This is a genomic window from Cupriavidus sp. 05T41, from assembly GCF_056396525.1.
In genome coordinates, this window is record NZ_JBFTLQ010000018.1 from 88402 (window position 1) to 102764 (window position 14363).

The 14363-nt window shown below is 63.8% G+C and carries 13 protein-coding genes and 1 pseudogene; 9 read left to right on the forward strand and 5 right to left on the reverse strand.

Annotation, left to right across the window (positions count from 1 at the left end; genetic code table 11):
- The first annotated feature begins 1 nt into the window (after position 1).
- Complete coding sequence (locus tag AC1DKV_RS13520) at positions 2-1213, forward strand: ABC transporter substrate-binding protein (protein WP_441620621.1); 1212 nt, start codon at positions 2-4, stop codon at positions 1211-1213.
- Positions 1214-1215: 2 nt separating this feature from the next.
- Here the strand turns inward: AC1DKV_RS13520 and AC1DKV_RS13525 are convergent, their stop codons facing one another.
- Positions 1216-2310: an ABC transporter substrate-binding protein gene (locus AC1DKV_RS13525; protein ID WP_441620623.1), complete on the reverse strand. Its 1095-nt coding sequence runs from the start codon at positions 2308-2310 to the stop codon at positions 1216-1218.
- A 93-nt stretch (positions 2311-2403) separates the two neighbouring features.
- Between AC1DKV_RS13525 and AC1DKV_RS13530 the strand changes: the two genes are divergently transcribed.
- From AC1DKV_RS13530 to AC1DKV_RS13540, 3 genes are all read left to right on the forward strand, one after another.
- The gene (locus AC1DKV_RS13530; RefSeq protein WP_441643367.1) at positions 2404-3084 is read left to right on the forward strand and encodes a response regulator; all 681 of its coding nucleotides are present in this window, start codon (positions 2404-2406) and stop codon (positions 3082-3084) included.
- Complete coding sequence (locus AC1DKV_RS13535) at positions 3068-4474, forward strand: sensor histidine kinase (RefSeq protein ID WP_441620627.1); 1407 nt, start codon at positions 3068-3070, stop codon at positions 4472-4474. The genes AC1DKV_RS13530 and AC1DKV_RS13535 overlap by 17 nt, the downstream gene beginning before the upstream one ends.
- 509 nt (positions 4475-4983) lie before the next feature.
- The gene (locus AC1DKV_RS13540) at positions 4984-6531 is read left to right on the forward strand and encodes a sensor domain-containing diguanylate cyclase (RefSeq protein ID WP_441620629.1); all 1548 of its coding nucleotides are present in this window, start codon (positions 4984-4986) and stop codon (positions 6529-6531) included.
- Positions 6532-6710: 179 nt separating this feature from the next.
- Here AC1DKV_RS13540 and AC1DKV_RS13545 read toward each other — a convergent pair whose 3' ends face one another.
- Together AC1DKV_RS13545 and AC1DKV_RS13550 are read right to left on the reverse strand one after the other, a co-directional pair.
- Complete coding sequence (locus AC1DKV_RS13545) at positions 6711-8282, reverse strand: methyl-accepting chemotaxis protein (protein ID WP_441620631.1); 1572 nt, start codon at positions 8280-8282, stop codon at positions 6711-6713.
- A gap of 423 nt (positions 8283-8705) precedes the next feature.
- Positions 8706-9932 (reverse strand): MBL fold metallo-hydrolase, encoded by a 1227-nt coding sequence (locus tag AC1DKV_RS13550; protein ID WP_441620633.1) that lies wholly within the window; start codon positions 9930-9932, stop codon positions 8706-8708.
- A gap of 185 nt (positions 9933-10117) precedes the next feature.
- Between AC1DKV_RS13550 and AC1DKV_RS13555 the strand changes: the two genes are divergently transcribed.
- From AC1DKV_RS13555 to AC1DKV_RS13575, 5 genes and pseudogenes are all read left to right on the forward strand, one after another.
- Positions 10118-10804, forward strand: a complete 687-nt coding sequence (locus tag AC1DKV_RS13555; protein WP_441620635.1) for a M24 family metallopeptidase — start codon at positions 10118-10120, stop codon at positions 10802-10804.
- Between the two features lie 99 nt (positions 10805-10903).
- On the forward strand, positions 10904-11071 hold the full coding sequence (locus AC1DKV_RS13560) for a rubredoxin (protein WP_441643368.1): 168 nt from the start codon (positions 10904-10906) through the stop codon (positions 11069-11071).
- 10 nt (positions 11072-11081) lie between these two features.
- The gene (locus tag AC1DKV_RS13565) at positions 11082-12236 is read left to right on the forward strand and encodes an FAD-dependent oxidoreductase (RefSeq protein ID WP_441620639.1); all 1155 of its coding nucleotides are present in this window, start codon (positions 11082-11084) and stop codon (positions 12234-12236) included.
- A gap of 34 nt (positions 12237-12270) precedes the next feature.
- Positions 12271-12471: pseudogene (locus AC1DKV_RS13570) on the forward strand (porin); the annotation flags it as partial.
- Between the two features lie 337 nt (positions 12472-12808).
- Positions 12809-13282: a DUF6130 family protein gene (locus tag AC1DKV_RS13575; RefSeq protein ID WP_441620640.1), complete on the forward strand. Its 474-nt coding sequence runs from the start codon at positions 12809-12811 to the stop codon at positions 13280-13282.
- Positions 13283-13681: 399 nt separating this feature from the next.
- Here the strand turns inward: AC1DKV_RS13575 and AC1DKV_RS13580 are convergent, their stop codons facing one another.
- A complete protein-coding gene (locus AC1DKV_RS13580) occupies positions 13682-13939 on the reverse strand; it encodes a hypothetical protein (protein WP_441620644.1) in 258 nt (85 codons plus the stop codon).
- Positions 13940-14001: 62 nt separating this feature from the next.
- Positions 14002-14268 carry a hypothetical protein gene (locus AC1DKV_RS13585; RefSeq protein ID WP_441620646.1) on the reverse strand — a complete coding sequence of 89 codons (267 nt, stop codon included), beginning with the start codon at positions 14266-14268 and terminating at the stop codon, positions 14002-14004.
- Positions 14269-14363: the final 95 nt, after the last annotated feature.

The window sequence follows — 14363 nt, forward strand, 5'->3', positions numbered from 1 at the left end:
CATGCACGACGACATCCAATCCATCCCGTCCACGCAGGCGATTGCCGCCGCTGCGCGCACCGTACGCACCCGAAGGCAAGGCATGAAGCTCCTTGTCGCCATGGGACTGGGACTGTTGTGTTCGCTCGGCCAGGCACAGGAACCGGGGGAATCCGGGGAGCTGATGGGCTATGCGGCCAGAGGCAGGGTGCCGGCAGGCTATGCACCGGCCTATGCGACGACCGTCCGGGCCGCTGAAGACGAAGGGCGGCTGGTGATCTACTCGACCACCGATGCCAGCGTCGCCAACGTCCTGATCGCGGATTTCCGGACGATGTACCCGCGCATCGATGTCACGTACGAGGACCTGAACAGCACCGTGCTATACCACCGGTTCGTCGCCGAAACGCAGCTTGGCGGCGAATCGGCCGACGTGCTGTGGAGTTCGGCCATGGACCAGCAGGCGGCGCTGGTCAGCAATGGCTACGCGATGCGCTACGACTCGCCGGAGAAGGCCAGCCTGCCCAAGTGGGCGAACTGGAAGGACCAGGCCTTCGCCACCACCTACGAGCCGGTCGTCCTTGCCTACAACAAGGCGCAACTGAAAGCCGGCGAGGTGCCGCAGACGCACGCGGATCTGGCGCGGCTGCTGAATGCGGACCCGAAACGCTTCCAGGGCAAGGTGGTCAGCTACGACATCGAGAAGTCCGGGCTCGGCTTCTTCCTGGCAACGCAGGATGTCGCCGTGTCGCAGGACTTCTGGGATGTCGCCCGCGCCCTGGGCAAGAGCAGTGTGCGGCTCGACCTGACCACCGACGCCATGGTCAGGCGCGTGGCTTCCGGCCAGGCCCTGATCGGCTACAACCTGCTCGGCGCATACACGCTCGCGCAGGCGCGCAGGAACCCATCGATCGGCTATGTGTTTCCGAAGGACTACACGCTGGTGATGTCGCGCATCATGGTGGTGAGCAAGAAGGCGGCGCATCCGAATGCCGCGAAGCTGTGGGTCGACTATCTGCTGTCAAAGCGCGGCCAGACCGTGATTGCCAATAACGCGCGCCTGTTCGCCGTGCGCGACGACGTCGAAGGCGAAGACACCGCGGCGCGCCTGAGACAGACGCTTGGCGCCAGCCTGCGGCCGATCGCGGTCGGCCCCGACCTGATCGGTTACCTCAACAATCAGAACTACCGGGATTTCATCCTGCAATGGCGGCAAGCGCTCGCGCACCCATAGGGTCAGGGCGAGCGCGCCAGCGCATCGTTCCAGCGCCTTAGGAAGTCCTGCCGCTTGTTTCGGTCGAGGTAGGCCATCAGGCCGACCCCGATTGCGATCGGCCGGATGTTGCTGCCTGCGTCAAGCCGAAACACCGCCGCGTTGCCGCCGCCGGCCACATCGCTGCGCAACGCAAACAAGCCCATCTTGTTCGCCAGCACGCCCTGCCCGCGCTTCGAGAGGATGTAGTCGAGCCAGAGCCTGGCGGCATTGGGATGCGCCGCGCGTCGCTGGATAAAGGCAATGCGCGAGCCGACCAGCACGTAGTCCTGCGGATAGACCAGGCCGATGGCGGGATCGGCGAGCATCCTGCTGGCAGCGTAGGAACCGAGCACGTTGTACGCCAGCAGGCTTTCACCGGAGGACAGGCTCTGCAGCATGGCATCCGTGCTGGGCGCCTGCCGCGCGCGACTGGCACCCAGCGCCTGCGCTACCTCCCACAGCATGCCGGACGCCTTGGCGTCCTGCGTGGCCAACAGGAAGCCGAGGCTGGAGGCCGCCGGGTCATAGGTGACGACGCGGCCCTTGAAGCGCGCGGGATCCGCCTTGAGCAAGCGAATGAAACCGGCATGCGTGCGTGGCACCTCGGCCGCGGGCAGCGCGTGCTTGTTATAGGCAAAGCCGGCCGGCTCCAGCGTCGTGCCCCAGGCCTCGTTCTTCCACACGGACCAGTCCGGCAGGTGGGCGCGTTCGGGGGAGGCATACTGCAAGGCATGGCCGTCATTGACCAGCTTGACCTGCAGGTCCATGGCCGAACTCCACAGCACGTCGGCCGTGGCGCTGCGGCTCTGGATTTCCCTCAGGAAGCGGTCGTAGATCTCGGTGCTGTTGAGGTCGTGGTACTCCACCTCCACGCCGGGGTACATGGACTTGAAATCGGCAATCAGGTACCTGGCCTCGGCCATGTCGGTGGGAGAATAGACGACGACCCTGCCCTCCTGGCGGGCGGCCGTGATGGTTGCCGCATAGTCACCGGGATAATTCTGCGGGACCTGCGCCTTCGCCGTGACCAGTGTCAGCAACAAGAGGAGACCGCTCAACCATGCTCTCAATGCCATGTTCCCCCCCAAGTCTGCCCGAGTCGGCGCATCATTATATCTACGCCGATGCATTTCCCGCGGGCGCTGGCGTTTCCTCCCGGGAGTAAGCCCATGCGCACACTACTCGTCGAAGACAACCCGAAACTGGCCCGCTCGCTGATGGAGGCGCTGGGAGCCGCAGGCATGGTGCTCGATGTGGTTTCCGACGGGCTCCATGCCGATCAGTTGCTGCAGGCCGAAAGCTACGACGTGGTCGTACTCGACCTGGCATTGCCGGGCCTGAGCGGCATCGAGGTGCTGCGCCGCGCCAGGGCGCGCGGCGACGATGTCCCGGTCCTGATCCTTACCGCCTCGGGGGAGACGCCCGATCGCGTGCGCGGGCTGAATGCCGGCGCCGACGACTACCTGCCCAAGCCATTCGACCTGACCGAACTGGTCGCCCGCCTGCGCGCCATCGCGCGGCGCCGGCAGGGACGCACCCATGCGCTGTTCGAACTCGGCCGCCTGTGCTTTGACAGCGTGGCCATGGAGTTCACCGTGGCGGGCCAGCCGCTGGTATTGCCGCGGCGCGAGCACGGCGTGCTGGAAACGCTGATCACCCGCGCCGGCCGGCCGGTCAGCAAGCAGGAGATGTGCGCGCAGTTGTGCTCGCTGGACGACGCCGTCAGCGCGGAGGCCGTGGAAATCTATGTGCACCGGCTGCGCAAGCGCCTGGAGGGCAGCGGCACGCTGATCCGCACCTTGCGCGGACTGGGTTATCGCCTGGAAGCCAGCGATGATCCGGCTGCGTAACCATCTTCTTCGGTGGCTGCTGATTCCCCTGGTGATCGTCTGGGCGGTCGGATTCTGCATCAGCTACGTGCGCACGCTGGAGCAGGCCAACCAGGCTTACGACCGCACGCTGCTTGGCTCGGCGCTCGCCATCGCCGAGCGGGTATCGGTGCAGAACGGCGAGCTCAGCGTCGACGTGCCATACGCCGCGCTGGAGATGCTGGAAACCCGCTCGCAGGACCGCATCTTCTACAAGGTGAGCTGTCTCGACCCGCCCAAGGTGTTCACCGGCCACGAAGACCTTCCCGATCCACCCAGGCCGCCGCAGGACGATGCGCCGCTGTTCCTCGACGCCGTGTACAACGCGGAACCCGTGCGGCTGGTGGCGCTGCGGCGGCCCGTCTACGACGCCAGGATCTGCGGCCCGTTACTGATCGAGGTCGGCGAGACCACGGGCGCCCGCGAGGCGTTGTCCAAGCGCATCCTGGTCGACGCCAGCGCGATGCAGCTGACCCTGATCGTTGTGGCTGCGCTGCTGATCGCGCTCGGCGTGCGGCGCGGCCTGCTGCCCTTGCGGCGCATCCGGGACGAGATCAAGGGCCGCGACGAGACCGACCTCACGCCCATCGCGACGCAGACCGTGCCGCGCGAAGTGGTTCCGCTGGTCGAGGCAATCAACCTGCACACCCAGCGCCAGCGCCAGATCAACGAGGCGCACCGGCAATTCATCGCCGACGCCTCGCACCAGCTGAAGACGCCGCTCGCGGTGCTCAGGACCCAGGCCGCGCAGGCGCTGGCGCAGTCCGATGCGCAACGCATGCGCCAGATCGTCGAGGAGATACACGACAGTACCGATGCCACCTCGCGCATGATCCAGCAACTGCTGGCATTGGCGCGCAGCGAGGCGGGGCATATTGTCGACGACGAGGAACTGGATCTGGTGGAACTCGCCCGTCAGGCGAGCTTTGATTTGTTGCCGCAGGCACTCGACAAGCGGATCGACCTCGGCTTCGACGGCAGCGCACCCGTGTGGATGACAGGCAAGGCCCTGCTGCTGCGCGAGCTTGCCTCCAATCTTGTGGACAATGCGATCCGCTATACGCCTGAGGGCGGGAAGATCGATGTGTCGGTCACGCGTGATGCGGCGGGTGACGCCGTGCTTGAAGTCGATGACAACGGGCCGGGCATCCCGCCCGACGAGCGAGACAAGGTCTTCGGCCGCTTCTATCGCGCACGCGGCGCGCGGGCCGATGGCTGCGGCCTTGGGCTGTCGATCGTCAAGCAGATTGCCGACCGGCACGGTGCCCATGTCGAACTGGGCCAGGCCCCCGGCAACGCAGGCCTGCGCGTGCGCGTGCGATTTCCGTCGTCCCGGCCGTCGGCAGCGCGGGATGGCAAGCGACTCGATTGAGACGGCGTAGTTGAAGTCCTTGCCCATGGGGTCGGAGAGGAGCGAGTGTTGGTGCAGGATCTTCAGGTTCAGTTGATTGGGCCACCAGTCCCGGTTCGACGTGCCGCTGCCCGCGGCATGCATGAACGGGCATTTCGTTTCCATCGACATGTGCTTTCCCTTTCATCGGGAATGGAGCGAGCTTCGTCGTTCTTGGGCTTGTCCCATTTTGCGGGAGGCGTGTGTATTGCCGAATCGCACTACGGAATGTGTTTGCGAACACGGTTTTGCAGGCACGCGCCGCCCCGGCAATACGGGCCGCCGCCAGTACGGTGCGTAGACGGGCCCGTCAGGAATTTTGTGCTTAGGGCACAACATGTCGCCTAGGCGCATGTCATGCCACGCAAAACCAAGACGAGCCAGGCCGTCGGCCGTTAGCTGCCCACGCCATCCGTGCGCGATACTCACCGGCGGTCATCGCAAGTCCAAGCGGCACTACAATGACGCCTGATTAGAGAACGGAAGAGTGGATGAGGTTATTTAGTCACTTACCAAAGAAGCGTCGTCCTCGCCACTCCCCTGCAGCATTCATCGTTCCGGCTGCGATTGCGCTGACGTGTGCCGTTGCGGGATTGGTTGCATTCGCGCTCATCCAGATGCGCAGCGACGCCCTGGTCGGCGCCGGCGAGGCGTCTTCGAACGTCGCCCTGACTTTGGAACGAAGCATCTCGCGCAACCTGCACATCTATGAGCTAGCGCTCGGTGGCGTCATGGAGACCATGCAGGATCCGGTAGTCATGGCGATGCCTGCCCAGTTGCGGCAACGCGTTATCTTTGACCGCTCCATGAACGCCGAGGATATGGGTTCGCTGCTAGCAACCGACGCGCAGGGAAACCTCGTGCTGGATTCTACGAGTTGGCCGCCTCGGCGCAACAACGTCTCGGACAGGGACTACTTTCAGGTCCATGCCGAAGCGGCATACAGCGGCGTGTTTCTTAGCCGGCCGTTTCAACCGCGACTGACAACGGAAAACAAGTCCATCGCACTGAGCCGACGCCTCGAGACCCGCGACGGCACTTTTTCGGGCATCGTAGTCGGCACGCTTCGCCTGGACTACTTTCGCAAGCTCTTTGACGGCGTCAATCTAGGCGCGGGCGGAACCCTCACCTTGCTCCGGACCGACGGCACCGTCATCATGCGCCGGCCGTACGGTGAGGACGATATTGGACGCAACATTTCAGATAGCGCCTCCTTTGGGCCCCTGCTCCAGGGCACCGATGGCAACTTCATCGGTGTGGCCGCGGTCGATAGCGTGCGACGTCTCTACAGCTATCGTCGGGTTCCCGACTATCCGCTTGTGATCGTGGTTGGCCTCTCCGTTCATGATGTCCTTGCGCAGTGGCATCGGCGAGCGTGGTTGTTTGCTGGTCTTGTCGTTGGCGTTGGCACCTTGATCATTGGCCTCGCTGTCATGCTGTCGCGTCAGTGGCAGCGCCGCCTCAAGATGGAAGACCATCTGCGATGGATGGTCGATACTGACGGGCTCACCGGCGTTGGAAGCCGGCGGGCTCTTGACGACGCCGCAGACAAGGAATGGCGTCGGGCCCGGCGCGCCGGTACGCCGCTCTCCTTGCTGATGGTCGACGTCGACCACTTCAAGCAGTTCAATGACCGATACGGTCATCTAGCCGGTGACGACGCCCTGGCCGCCGTCGGGCACTGCATCCAGCAACATATCCGCCGACCGGGCGACTATGCAGGTCGCTACGGAGGCGAAGAGTTCGCCATCTTGCTTCCGGATACCGATGCGCAGGGTGCGGTCATGGTTGCCGACAGCATCCGGGTCGCGGTTCAAAGTCTGCATATCGGGGCCAGCAGTGTTCCGGCGAAATTGACCGTCAGCATTGGGGTCGCAACGGACGCTCAAGATAAACTCGGATGCCGTACCTTTGCTGACCTGCGGCACTTCTTCCGTGTCGGAGACGAAGCTCTCTACCTGGCAAAACGCGAAGGACGTGACTGCGTGGTTGAGTCGCGCGAGAATGCCCGGATTGCTTTCCAGAATTGCGGGCACTAGTTTCGGCTCACCTTGGCTCTCGTTGTCCATCGTGCTTGCGTCCGCAAATGGTGGTTGCGCAAGCAAGCCTGCCCACGCTCAGCCGCAAATGCCAGGTGGGTTCAATTTCGCGCTTGCAAACGTGCCACTACTCCGCCGGACTGATGCGAGGGCTCCTATCTGCCTGAACGCAGGCAAGCTTACCGTGCGAGCCTCGGCCCAATCCCCATATTGAACACGCTCACCACTTGCTTGAGCCTGCCTGCCTGATCTTCCAGCGAGCCGGCGGCGGCAGCTGCCTGCTCGACCAGCGCGGCATTGTGCTGCGTCACTTCATCGATCTGCGTGATTGCCTGGTTGACCTGCTCAATGCCCGATGTCTGCTCCTGGCTTGCCGCCGAGATCTCGGCCATGATGTCGGTGACTCGCTTGACGCTCTGGACAATCTCGTTCATCGTCGCGCCCGCCTGCTCGACGAGCTGGCTGCCGGTGGTGACCTGCTCCACCGAATCGTCGATCAGTGCCTTGATCTCCTTGGCCGCGGACGCCGAGCGCTGCGCCAGACTGCGGACCTCGGCGGCCACCACCGCAAAGCCCTTGCCTTGTTCGCCAGCGCGCGCGGCTTCCACGGCCGCGTTCAGCGCCAGGATGTTTGTCTGGAACGCGATGCCTTCAATCACGCTGATGATGTCGACAATCTTCTTTGACGACGCGTCGATTGACTCCATGGTCTGTACCACATCGGACACTACCGCCCCGCCTTTGGCGGCGACGTCCGATGCGGAGACCGCAAGCTGATTCGCCTGGCGAGCGTTGTCGGCGTTCTGCCTGACGGTGGCGGTGAGCTCTTCCATGGACGAAGCCGTCTCCTGGAGGGAGCTGGCTTGTTGTTCCGTGCGTGCCGACAGATCAGCGTTGCCGGCCGCGATCTGTCGGGACGCGACCGTAACCGATTCGGTGGACGCACGGACAGAGCCAATCACCTCGATGAGGCCGTCCTGCATGCGCTTCCCGGCGGCGGCGAGCGCACCGATCTCATTGTCCGCGTTCTGTTCGAAACTACCCGTCAGGTCGCCGCCGGCCACCCGGTCCAGGCGTTGGCCAATTGCCTTCAGCGGCAACAGCAGGATATGACCGAGCGCCCAGCGCGCGGCCACGGCAATCAGGATCATCATCAGCAGCATGACCGCAAGCACCATTTGCGTCGTTTCCAGCGTGCTGCGCGCTTCGTTCTGCGCCGTATCGCTCTTGAGTGCCGAGCGCTTGGCGAGCTTTTCAAGCTCGGCATTGAAGGCGCGAGATGCGGCAATGCTCTGGACCGCGGAAAGTTTGTCATACAGCGCGGTGTCGCCCGCGACAACGGCGCTCTGCTCGGCCCTGACGCTCTCATTGAGCGCCTGGTACGTAGCCACCACCCTCTTGGCAAGTTCGACGTCCTCAGGGTTATCCCTGGGCGACGCGGCGAACACCTCGATTTGCCGCTGCCCCTGCTCCAGCCGCGCGGCCACCGTCTTGATCAGATCCTTGGCGGCATCCTCCTGACCCGAGCGCGCGGCGCTCTGCGTGCCCGCAAGGGAGACACGGGCACGCTGCGTGGCGGCAAACGCCGCGTTCGCGGCCTGGATTTCCTCGGTCGAATGGATCATGCGCGCGAGGGATCCGGTGGTGTCGTGCAGGCCTCGCCAAGCCAGGAGACTGTTGATCGCCATGAGGACGACAAATAAGCCAAGTATGACCATCAAACTGGTGCTAACCCGCAAGTGCTTCATCATTCACTCTCAATGTAGGGGGGGAATCGATCCCACCCGGTGGGCGATGGCTCGACGGGGCAGATAGCGCGCCTTGCTCCGATTTACGGTTTCAACGGCAAGGCCGCGCCAATCTTTAGGGCGCTTGTGGTTCCTTCGTAACAAGCGCCAATGGCTCCTGCCATCACCGTTCCCACGGCGATCGCCACGCGATGGGGAAGTGCAATCTTTCGATTCCCGTCCCGTGGAGCTGATGAGTGTTTGTTGAGGGGCTGTTGCCGCAATGGCGATCCGCGGAGCAACTGAAGCTGAACAGACCCCGGACTTGCCGCGTCGTCAGCAGTTCGGGCGGGCGCGTCACGAACTCAATATCGGGAACATCTGCTTCATGCGGGGGTGATGATGGGACATCGCGCCGCCCCCGTTGGCGGGGGGCGGCGGATGCCCTTAGAGGCCGGCGTAGACCATTTTCGTGAACTGGTCGCCGTTGAACACGAAGTTGCCCCATTTCGCGTCGAAGGCGGCCGTCGGCCTGGCGGCGATGATCTCGTCGAGCGACTTGCCCTGTTGCTTCAGTGTGGCCACGTTGTTGCGGACCGTGACCAGCATGTCGCGAAATTCGATCAGTTGCGTGCGCGTGCCGACCGCACCGTGACCGGGAATGACGATGGTGCGCGCGGTGGTACGGGCTACGGCCTGGTTGGCCCACTTGATCGCGCCATCGATGCTGCCGCCATCCTCGTTGTCGATATAGGGGTAGAAGCCGTTCCAGAAGGTATCGCCGAGAGCCAGTACATCCGCCTTGCGGAAGTAGACCCACAGATCGCCGTCGGTATGCCCATGGCCGAAGTTCTCGACCTCGACCCGGGTACCGCCGAAATCGAAGGTCTTTTCGTTCTTGACCAGCAGCGTCGGGCGGGCGGCTTCCGGTACCGGATCGAAGGTCCAGTTCCACGCGTTTACATGCGTGGTCTCGGTCAGATGCCGGAAGGTGTTCTCCTGCGCGACGATGGTGGCGCCCGCCTCATGCATGCCGGCATTGCCGTCGGTGTGATCCCAGTGCCAATGCGTGTTCACGACGAACTTCGGCGGTGACGGGCTGATCTTCGACAGCGCCGCGCGCAGTTTCTCCTGCGACTTGCTGATGCCGGCGTCGACCAGGAATTTTCCTTCCTTGCCGGAAAGGACCGTGATGTTGCCGCCGGAACCCATCAGCACGGTGATGTTCCCGCGCAAGGGTTGAACCACGAGATCTGCGTCAGCGCGACGCAGATACCGGGCCCCTGCGCCGGTATGGAAGTAGTCGTCGGGCGTGACTTCGGCGGGCTCGGCGGTAGCCGCGCTGGCCAGCGCGGAGGCCAGCAAGGGGCTCGCCACAATGAGGATAAACAGGGAGGATCGCTTGAACATGACGTCGTCTGCCAAATGAGTGGATGCGAGCCGGGTTGCGCGCATCGCGGACGAGTATGGCGATCGCGGACGCGCGGCGGCATCGCCGCAGAGGGGGATTCCGGCCAAATGGCGGTGGTTTTCGGCCAGTCCCCGGATCGATCTCGGCGCGCGTGGACAGCCGGGCCGCGGCCGGCGTGGAGACGTTCCTGCTCGATATTGCTGCGGCGACACCCCGAACCGTCTCCTGAAGATCTGCCGCATGTCGTTGCCCACGATGCGCATAGCCGGAATCCCACGCCTTTTGGCACGAAAAACACGACTACCGTCATGAGCAGCCGCAGCTGGCATGAAAGCCACGCAGATTGGCGCTTCCCGGCCGTCCGTCAGCGCTGTCTTCCAAGGTGATCGCGGGAACAATCTCACCCAAGGTTCGAAGCCGTTTCGGCCTTCCCACTGGAGAAAACAGAATGAGCGCAGTTCCCGCATCCCTCGCCGAGCGCGTCGGCCCGGCCTTTTCCGTCGATGGCATGCTGCTGGCCCGCAACAAGACCCGCGAGGCTGTCGCCAGGATCGCCTCGCGCGTCAAGCCGGGCATGGTCGAGGAAGATGCCGTCGAAATGGCCAAGCGCGTCATGCTCGACGCCGGCCTCGCCCTCAGCTGGCACCCCACGCGCGTCCGCTTCGGCCGCAACACCATCAAGCCGATGAAGCAGGCTTCCGAGCCCGGCGTGATCCTGCAGGAAAACGACATCTTCTTCGTCGACATCGCCCCGCGCGTGGATGCATGGGAAGGCGACGGCGGTGCGTCGTTCGTGGTGGGTCAGCATGAGGAATACGAGCGTTGCGCGCGCGATGCCGAGGCGCTGTTCCACGAGGTACGCAATATCTGGAAGCGTGACCGCCTGACCGGCCAGGCACTCTATGCGGAAGCCGACCGCATCGCCAGGTCGATGGGCTGGGAGCTCAACTTCGACCTGCCGGGTCACCGCGTGTCGGACTTCCCTCATGCCACGATCCACACCGGCTCGCTGGCCGAACTCGAAGCCAGCCCGTCGTCCATGCGCTGGATCCTCGAGATCCACGTACGCGATCCGCAGAAGCGATTCGGCGCGTTCTTCGAAGACATGCTGCTGCAAGACGAAGACTACCTGTAAGCGCGGCCCTGTCCGCCGGTGCGGTCGACTTCCCTTCACACCACGGTGCCGCTCCGCGCGGGCGGCACGTCGTCACCTCATTTTAAGAAGGAACCTCTCATGAAAGTCTGGCAATGTATCGTCTGTGGCCTCGTCTACGATGAGGCCCTCGGCGACCCCGAGCACGGGCTTGCTCCCGGCACGCCCTGGAGCGATGTGCCGGACGACTGGGCCTGCCCGGAATGCGGCCTCAGCAAGGAAGCCTTCGAAATGACTGAAATTGGCTAAAGAACAAACCATGGACCCTTTGATCATTATTGGCGCCGGGCATGGCGCCTTTGCATTTGCAGGCGCGTATCGCAAGCTCGACGCCACCCGGCCGATCCTGCTGATCACCGAAGATGGCGGCGATGCGTACAGTAAACCCATGATCTCCAACGCGTTCGCGCAGAACAAGGCTTTCGGCGACCTGATCACGGGCACCTACGAGGCGATGATCGAGCGGCTGAATCTCACGCTGCTCCGCCAGACGCGTGTGGAACGGATCGATACCGCAAGCCGCTGCGTGCACACATCCGCCGGCACCCACGCCTATAGCGACCTGATGCTGGCGCTGGGCGCGATACCTGTCAGGCTGCCCATCGAAGGCGATGGCGCTGCCGACGTGATGTCAGTCAACACCTTCAACGACTACCAGTCATTCCGCGCGCGGATCGACGGCGCGCGCCGCGTATTGATCATGGGCGCCGGCCTGATCGGTTGCGAGTTCGCCAACGACCTTGTCCATGGCGGCATCGCGTCGGTGATGGTGGACCCGTCGCCCCAGCCATTGGCATCGCTGGTACCGGCGACCCTGGGCGAAGGCATGCGCGGCGCGCTGTCGCGCGAGGGCGTCGCGTGGAAACTCGGCACGACCGTGCGCCGCATCGACCGCACCGCCGATGGCTATCGCGTGTCGCTGGCCGATGGCAGCCACGAGGACGTGGATGCCGTGCTGTCGGCCATCGGACTGCGTCCGCGCACCGACCTGGCGGCGGCTTCCGGCATCGCCGTCGATCACGCCATCCGCGTGGACGATCACGGCCAGACCAGCGCACCCAACGTCTACGCGATGGGCGACTGCGCGCAGTACGCCGATGGCCGCTGGTTGCCCTACATCCGCCCGATCCTGGTCGCTGCCCGCAGCATCGCTGCCACCATCGCCGGCACGCGCACCCCGATTGACTTTCCTGCCATGCCAATCATGGTGAAGACGCCGGCCTACCCGATCTCGGTGGTACGGCCTCCGCAGTCCACGGCCGGGACCTGGAAGGAGGAAACCGTCGACGGCGGCCGCCGGCTCGTGTTCCAGGATGACAGCGGCGTACTGCACGGATTCGCCGTCAGCGACAAGGCCGTCGCCGCGCAGCAGGCACTCCTGAAGGCGCTTGGCACGCCCTACACGCCGCAGTAGTTTCTCGCGCGTGCCAGGGGGGTGGCGAAGTTCCGGGACAGTTCCGGGACAGTTCCGGCGCGATTCCGGCCATGGCGCCGGCCTGGCCTACAGTGCGGGTCCTTTCGGCGTCACGGCCGCCTACGACCAGTACAACCCGACGCTCACCGCAACGGGCAATACGGGAACGGTCAAGAAGGCTGCCGCAGCGGCCGGCTACACCGTTGGCAAGGCCAAGGTGGTGGCCGGCTATCGACCCACTGATTTGACGAACTAACCGTCAGGGATAGCGGGAATCCTCTCCTTGCGGCAACAAGGGAAAACACTGGATCCGCTCAAGGAACGTGCTGGCCCCTGAAGCAGGATTTTCGTATCGGTGTGTATCTCCCCGCGGTGGCGACACATGCCCTTACGTCGACGCCCCTCGCGCGCTACAGGCGGGATACATCCGTCGCGTCAAATGCGTCCGGTAGCCCGGCAGCGAGCAGCATCAATGCGATCCTCCGCTGCGCGCCGACTGTGACCAACATTGCCGCGATCAATTCCAGTCGATTGGTCTGGCGCTTTTTCCGTTCGCAACCCAGGAGTTCCCCATGAAGCGCTCAAACGCTCTTTTCGCGGCCACGCTCGCTCTCTCGATCAGCGTCCTCGCCAATGCTGCCCATGCCGCGGAGCCGGCCAAGACCGCGGAAGGCCGTCCGCCGGCTGTGATTCCCGTGGAATCGGAGCCGGCGCCAAAACTCATTGCGTATCCGCCGCTAGCCGAGGCATTGGCTCGCGGGGTCGTCATCATTCAGTACCGGACCGAGAACATGCGAATCATGCCGGTATTCGGCAAGAACGCCGTTGAGGTATCGCCGCATCTCGGCCACCTTCACGTGACGGTCGATGATTGGCACGGAACCTGGGCCCACACAAGCGAGGATCCGATCATCCTGGTTGGATTGAAACCCGGCGCGCACAAGATCCTGCTCGAGCTGTCCGATCCGGTTCACAAGATCATTACCAGCGAAACTGTCGCCGTTACCGTCCCGGAGCTAAAGCCATCCAAACCCCACGAGCACTGATAGCCCGCGCAGGAAAGGGATCGTCCCGGGGTACCTTGCCATCGGCGAATCCGACCGTTGCTTCGCTTCGCGAAACCAGGGTTGCCCCGTTTCCTGCGTAGCCATGAGCGAATTACCGTGGAAGCCAGCGGGCTTCCACGGGGCGCGGCGCGTGTCGTTCAGACCTTGGCGTGGGTGGCCGCCCATTGCGAAGGATTGACATCGATCGCCAGCCCGAGGCCGGAGCCGATCACGCCGACGTTGTTGAGCGTGTTCACGTTGACGCTCTGCAGCTGGAGGATGTTCTGGTTGACGTTGACATTGACGTTGGCCGCCGGGCCCAGTCCCTGACGGTCAGATGCGGTTGAATGGCTTGGCTGGCTGCGGAGGTGGCAAGGCCGCCTCCGCGAGCCGGGCCGTTCAACGATAGATGTTGTTCTGGGCGTTCTGGGTCGAGTTGACATGCGACTTGATGTCGTCCACGAAGGCAGCGTTGTTGCCGTTCATGTTGACCACATTCTGGGTCTGGCCGATCAGCTGCGAGGCGTTGAAGGTCGAGTCGACCTTGACCGCGCTGAACACGGGCATGAAGGGCACGAAGCCGCCGCGCACGGCGCGCATGGCGCCGGCGTCGAGTTCTTCGGTGACGGACAGGTCTTTGATGGCGATGGTAGTCATGGCAGTTCTCCGGTACTCAGTGATGTGCGAATTCGGTTGGCGCGCTCGGCGGGGCCGGCGGCTTAGCGGTAGATGTTGTTCTGGGCGTTCTGGGTCGAGTTGACATGCGACTTGATGTCGTCGACGAAGGCTGCGTTGTTGCCATTCATGTTGACGACGTTCTGGGTCTGGCCGATCAGTTGCGAGGCGTTGAAGGTCGAGTCGAGCTTGACCGAGCTGAACACCGGCACGAAGGGCACGAAGCCGGTGCCGCCGCGCACGGTGCTCATGGCGCCGGCGTCGAGTTCTTCGGTGACGGACAGGTCCTTGATGGCGAGGGTGGTAGTCATGGCAGTTCTCCTTGGGAGCGATTGAACTTTGGGTTCGGTTGGTTTGAGCAGTGTTTCTGCGCTCGGGAGGTACAAACGCATGGAGTGTGCCAAGG

Excerpts from the sequence above, each read along its gene's own strand:
- AC1DKV_RS13520 (WP_441620621.1), top strand. The coding sequence starts at position 2 with ATGCACGACGACATCCAATCCATCCCGTCCACGCAGGCGATTGCCGCC.
- AC1DKV_RS13525 (WP_441620623.1), bottom strand. The coding sequence starts at position 2,310 with ATGGCATTGAGAGCATGGTTGAGCGGTCTCCTCTTGTTGCTGACACTG.
- AC1DKV_RS13530 (WP_441643367.1), top strand. The coding sequence starts at position 2,404 with ATGCGCACACTACTCGTCGAAGACAACCCGAAACTGGCCCGCTCGCTG.
- AC1DKV_RS13535 (WP_441620627.1), top strand. The coding sequence starts at position 3,068 with ATGATCCGGCTGCGTAACCATCTTCTTCGGTGGCTGCTGATTCCCCTG.
- AC1DKV_RS13540 (WP_441620629.1), top strand. The coding sequence starts at position 4,984 with ATGAGGTTATTTAGTCACTTACCAAAGAAGCGTCGTCCTCGCCACTCC.
- AC1DKV_RS13545 (WP_441620631.1), bottom strand. The coding sequence starts at position 8,282 with ATGATGAAGCACTTGCGGGTTAGCACCAGTTTGATGGTCATACTTGGC.
- AC1DKV_RS13550 (WP_441620633.1), bottom strand. The coding sequence starts at position 9,932 with ATGCGCATCGTGGGCAACGACATGCGGCAGATCTTCAGGAGACGGTTC.
- AC1DKV_RS13555 (WP_441620635.1), top strand. The coding sequence starts at position 10,118 with ATGAGCGCAGTTCCCGCATCCCTCGCCGAGCGCGTCGGCCCGGCCTTT.
- AC1DKV_RS13560 (WP_441643368.1), top strand. The coding sequence starts at position 10,904 with ATGAAAGTCTGGCAATGTATCGTCTGTGGCCTCGTCTACGATGAGGCC.
- AC1DKV_RS13565 (WP_441620639.1), top strand. The coding sequence starts at position 11,082 with ATGGACCCTTTGATCATTATTGGCGCCGGGCATGGCGCCTTTGCATTT.
- AC1DKV_RS13575 (WP_441620640.1), top strand. The coding sequence starts at position 12,809 with ATGAAGCGCTCAAACGCTCTTTTCGCGGCCACGCTCGCTCTCTCGATC.
- AC1DKV_RS13580 (WP_441620644.1), bottom strand. The coding sequence starts at position 13,939 with ATGACTACCATCGCCATCAAAGACCTGTCCGTCACCGAAGAACTCGAC.
- AC1DKV_RS13585 (WP_441620646.1), bottom strand. The coding sequence starts at position 14,268 with ATGACTACCACCCTCGCCATCAAGGACCTGTCCGTCACCGAAGAACTC.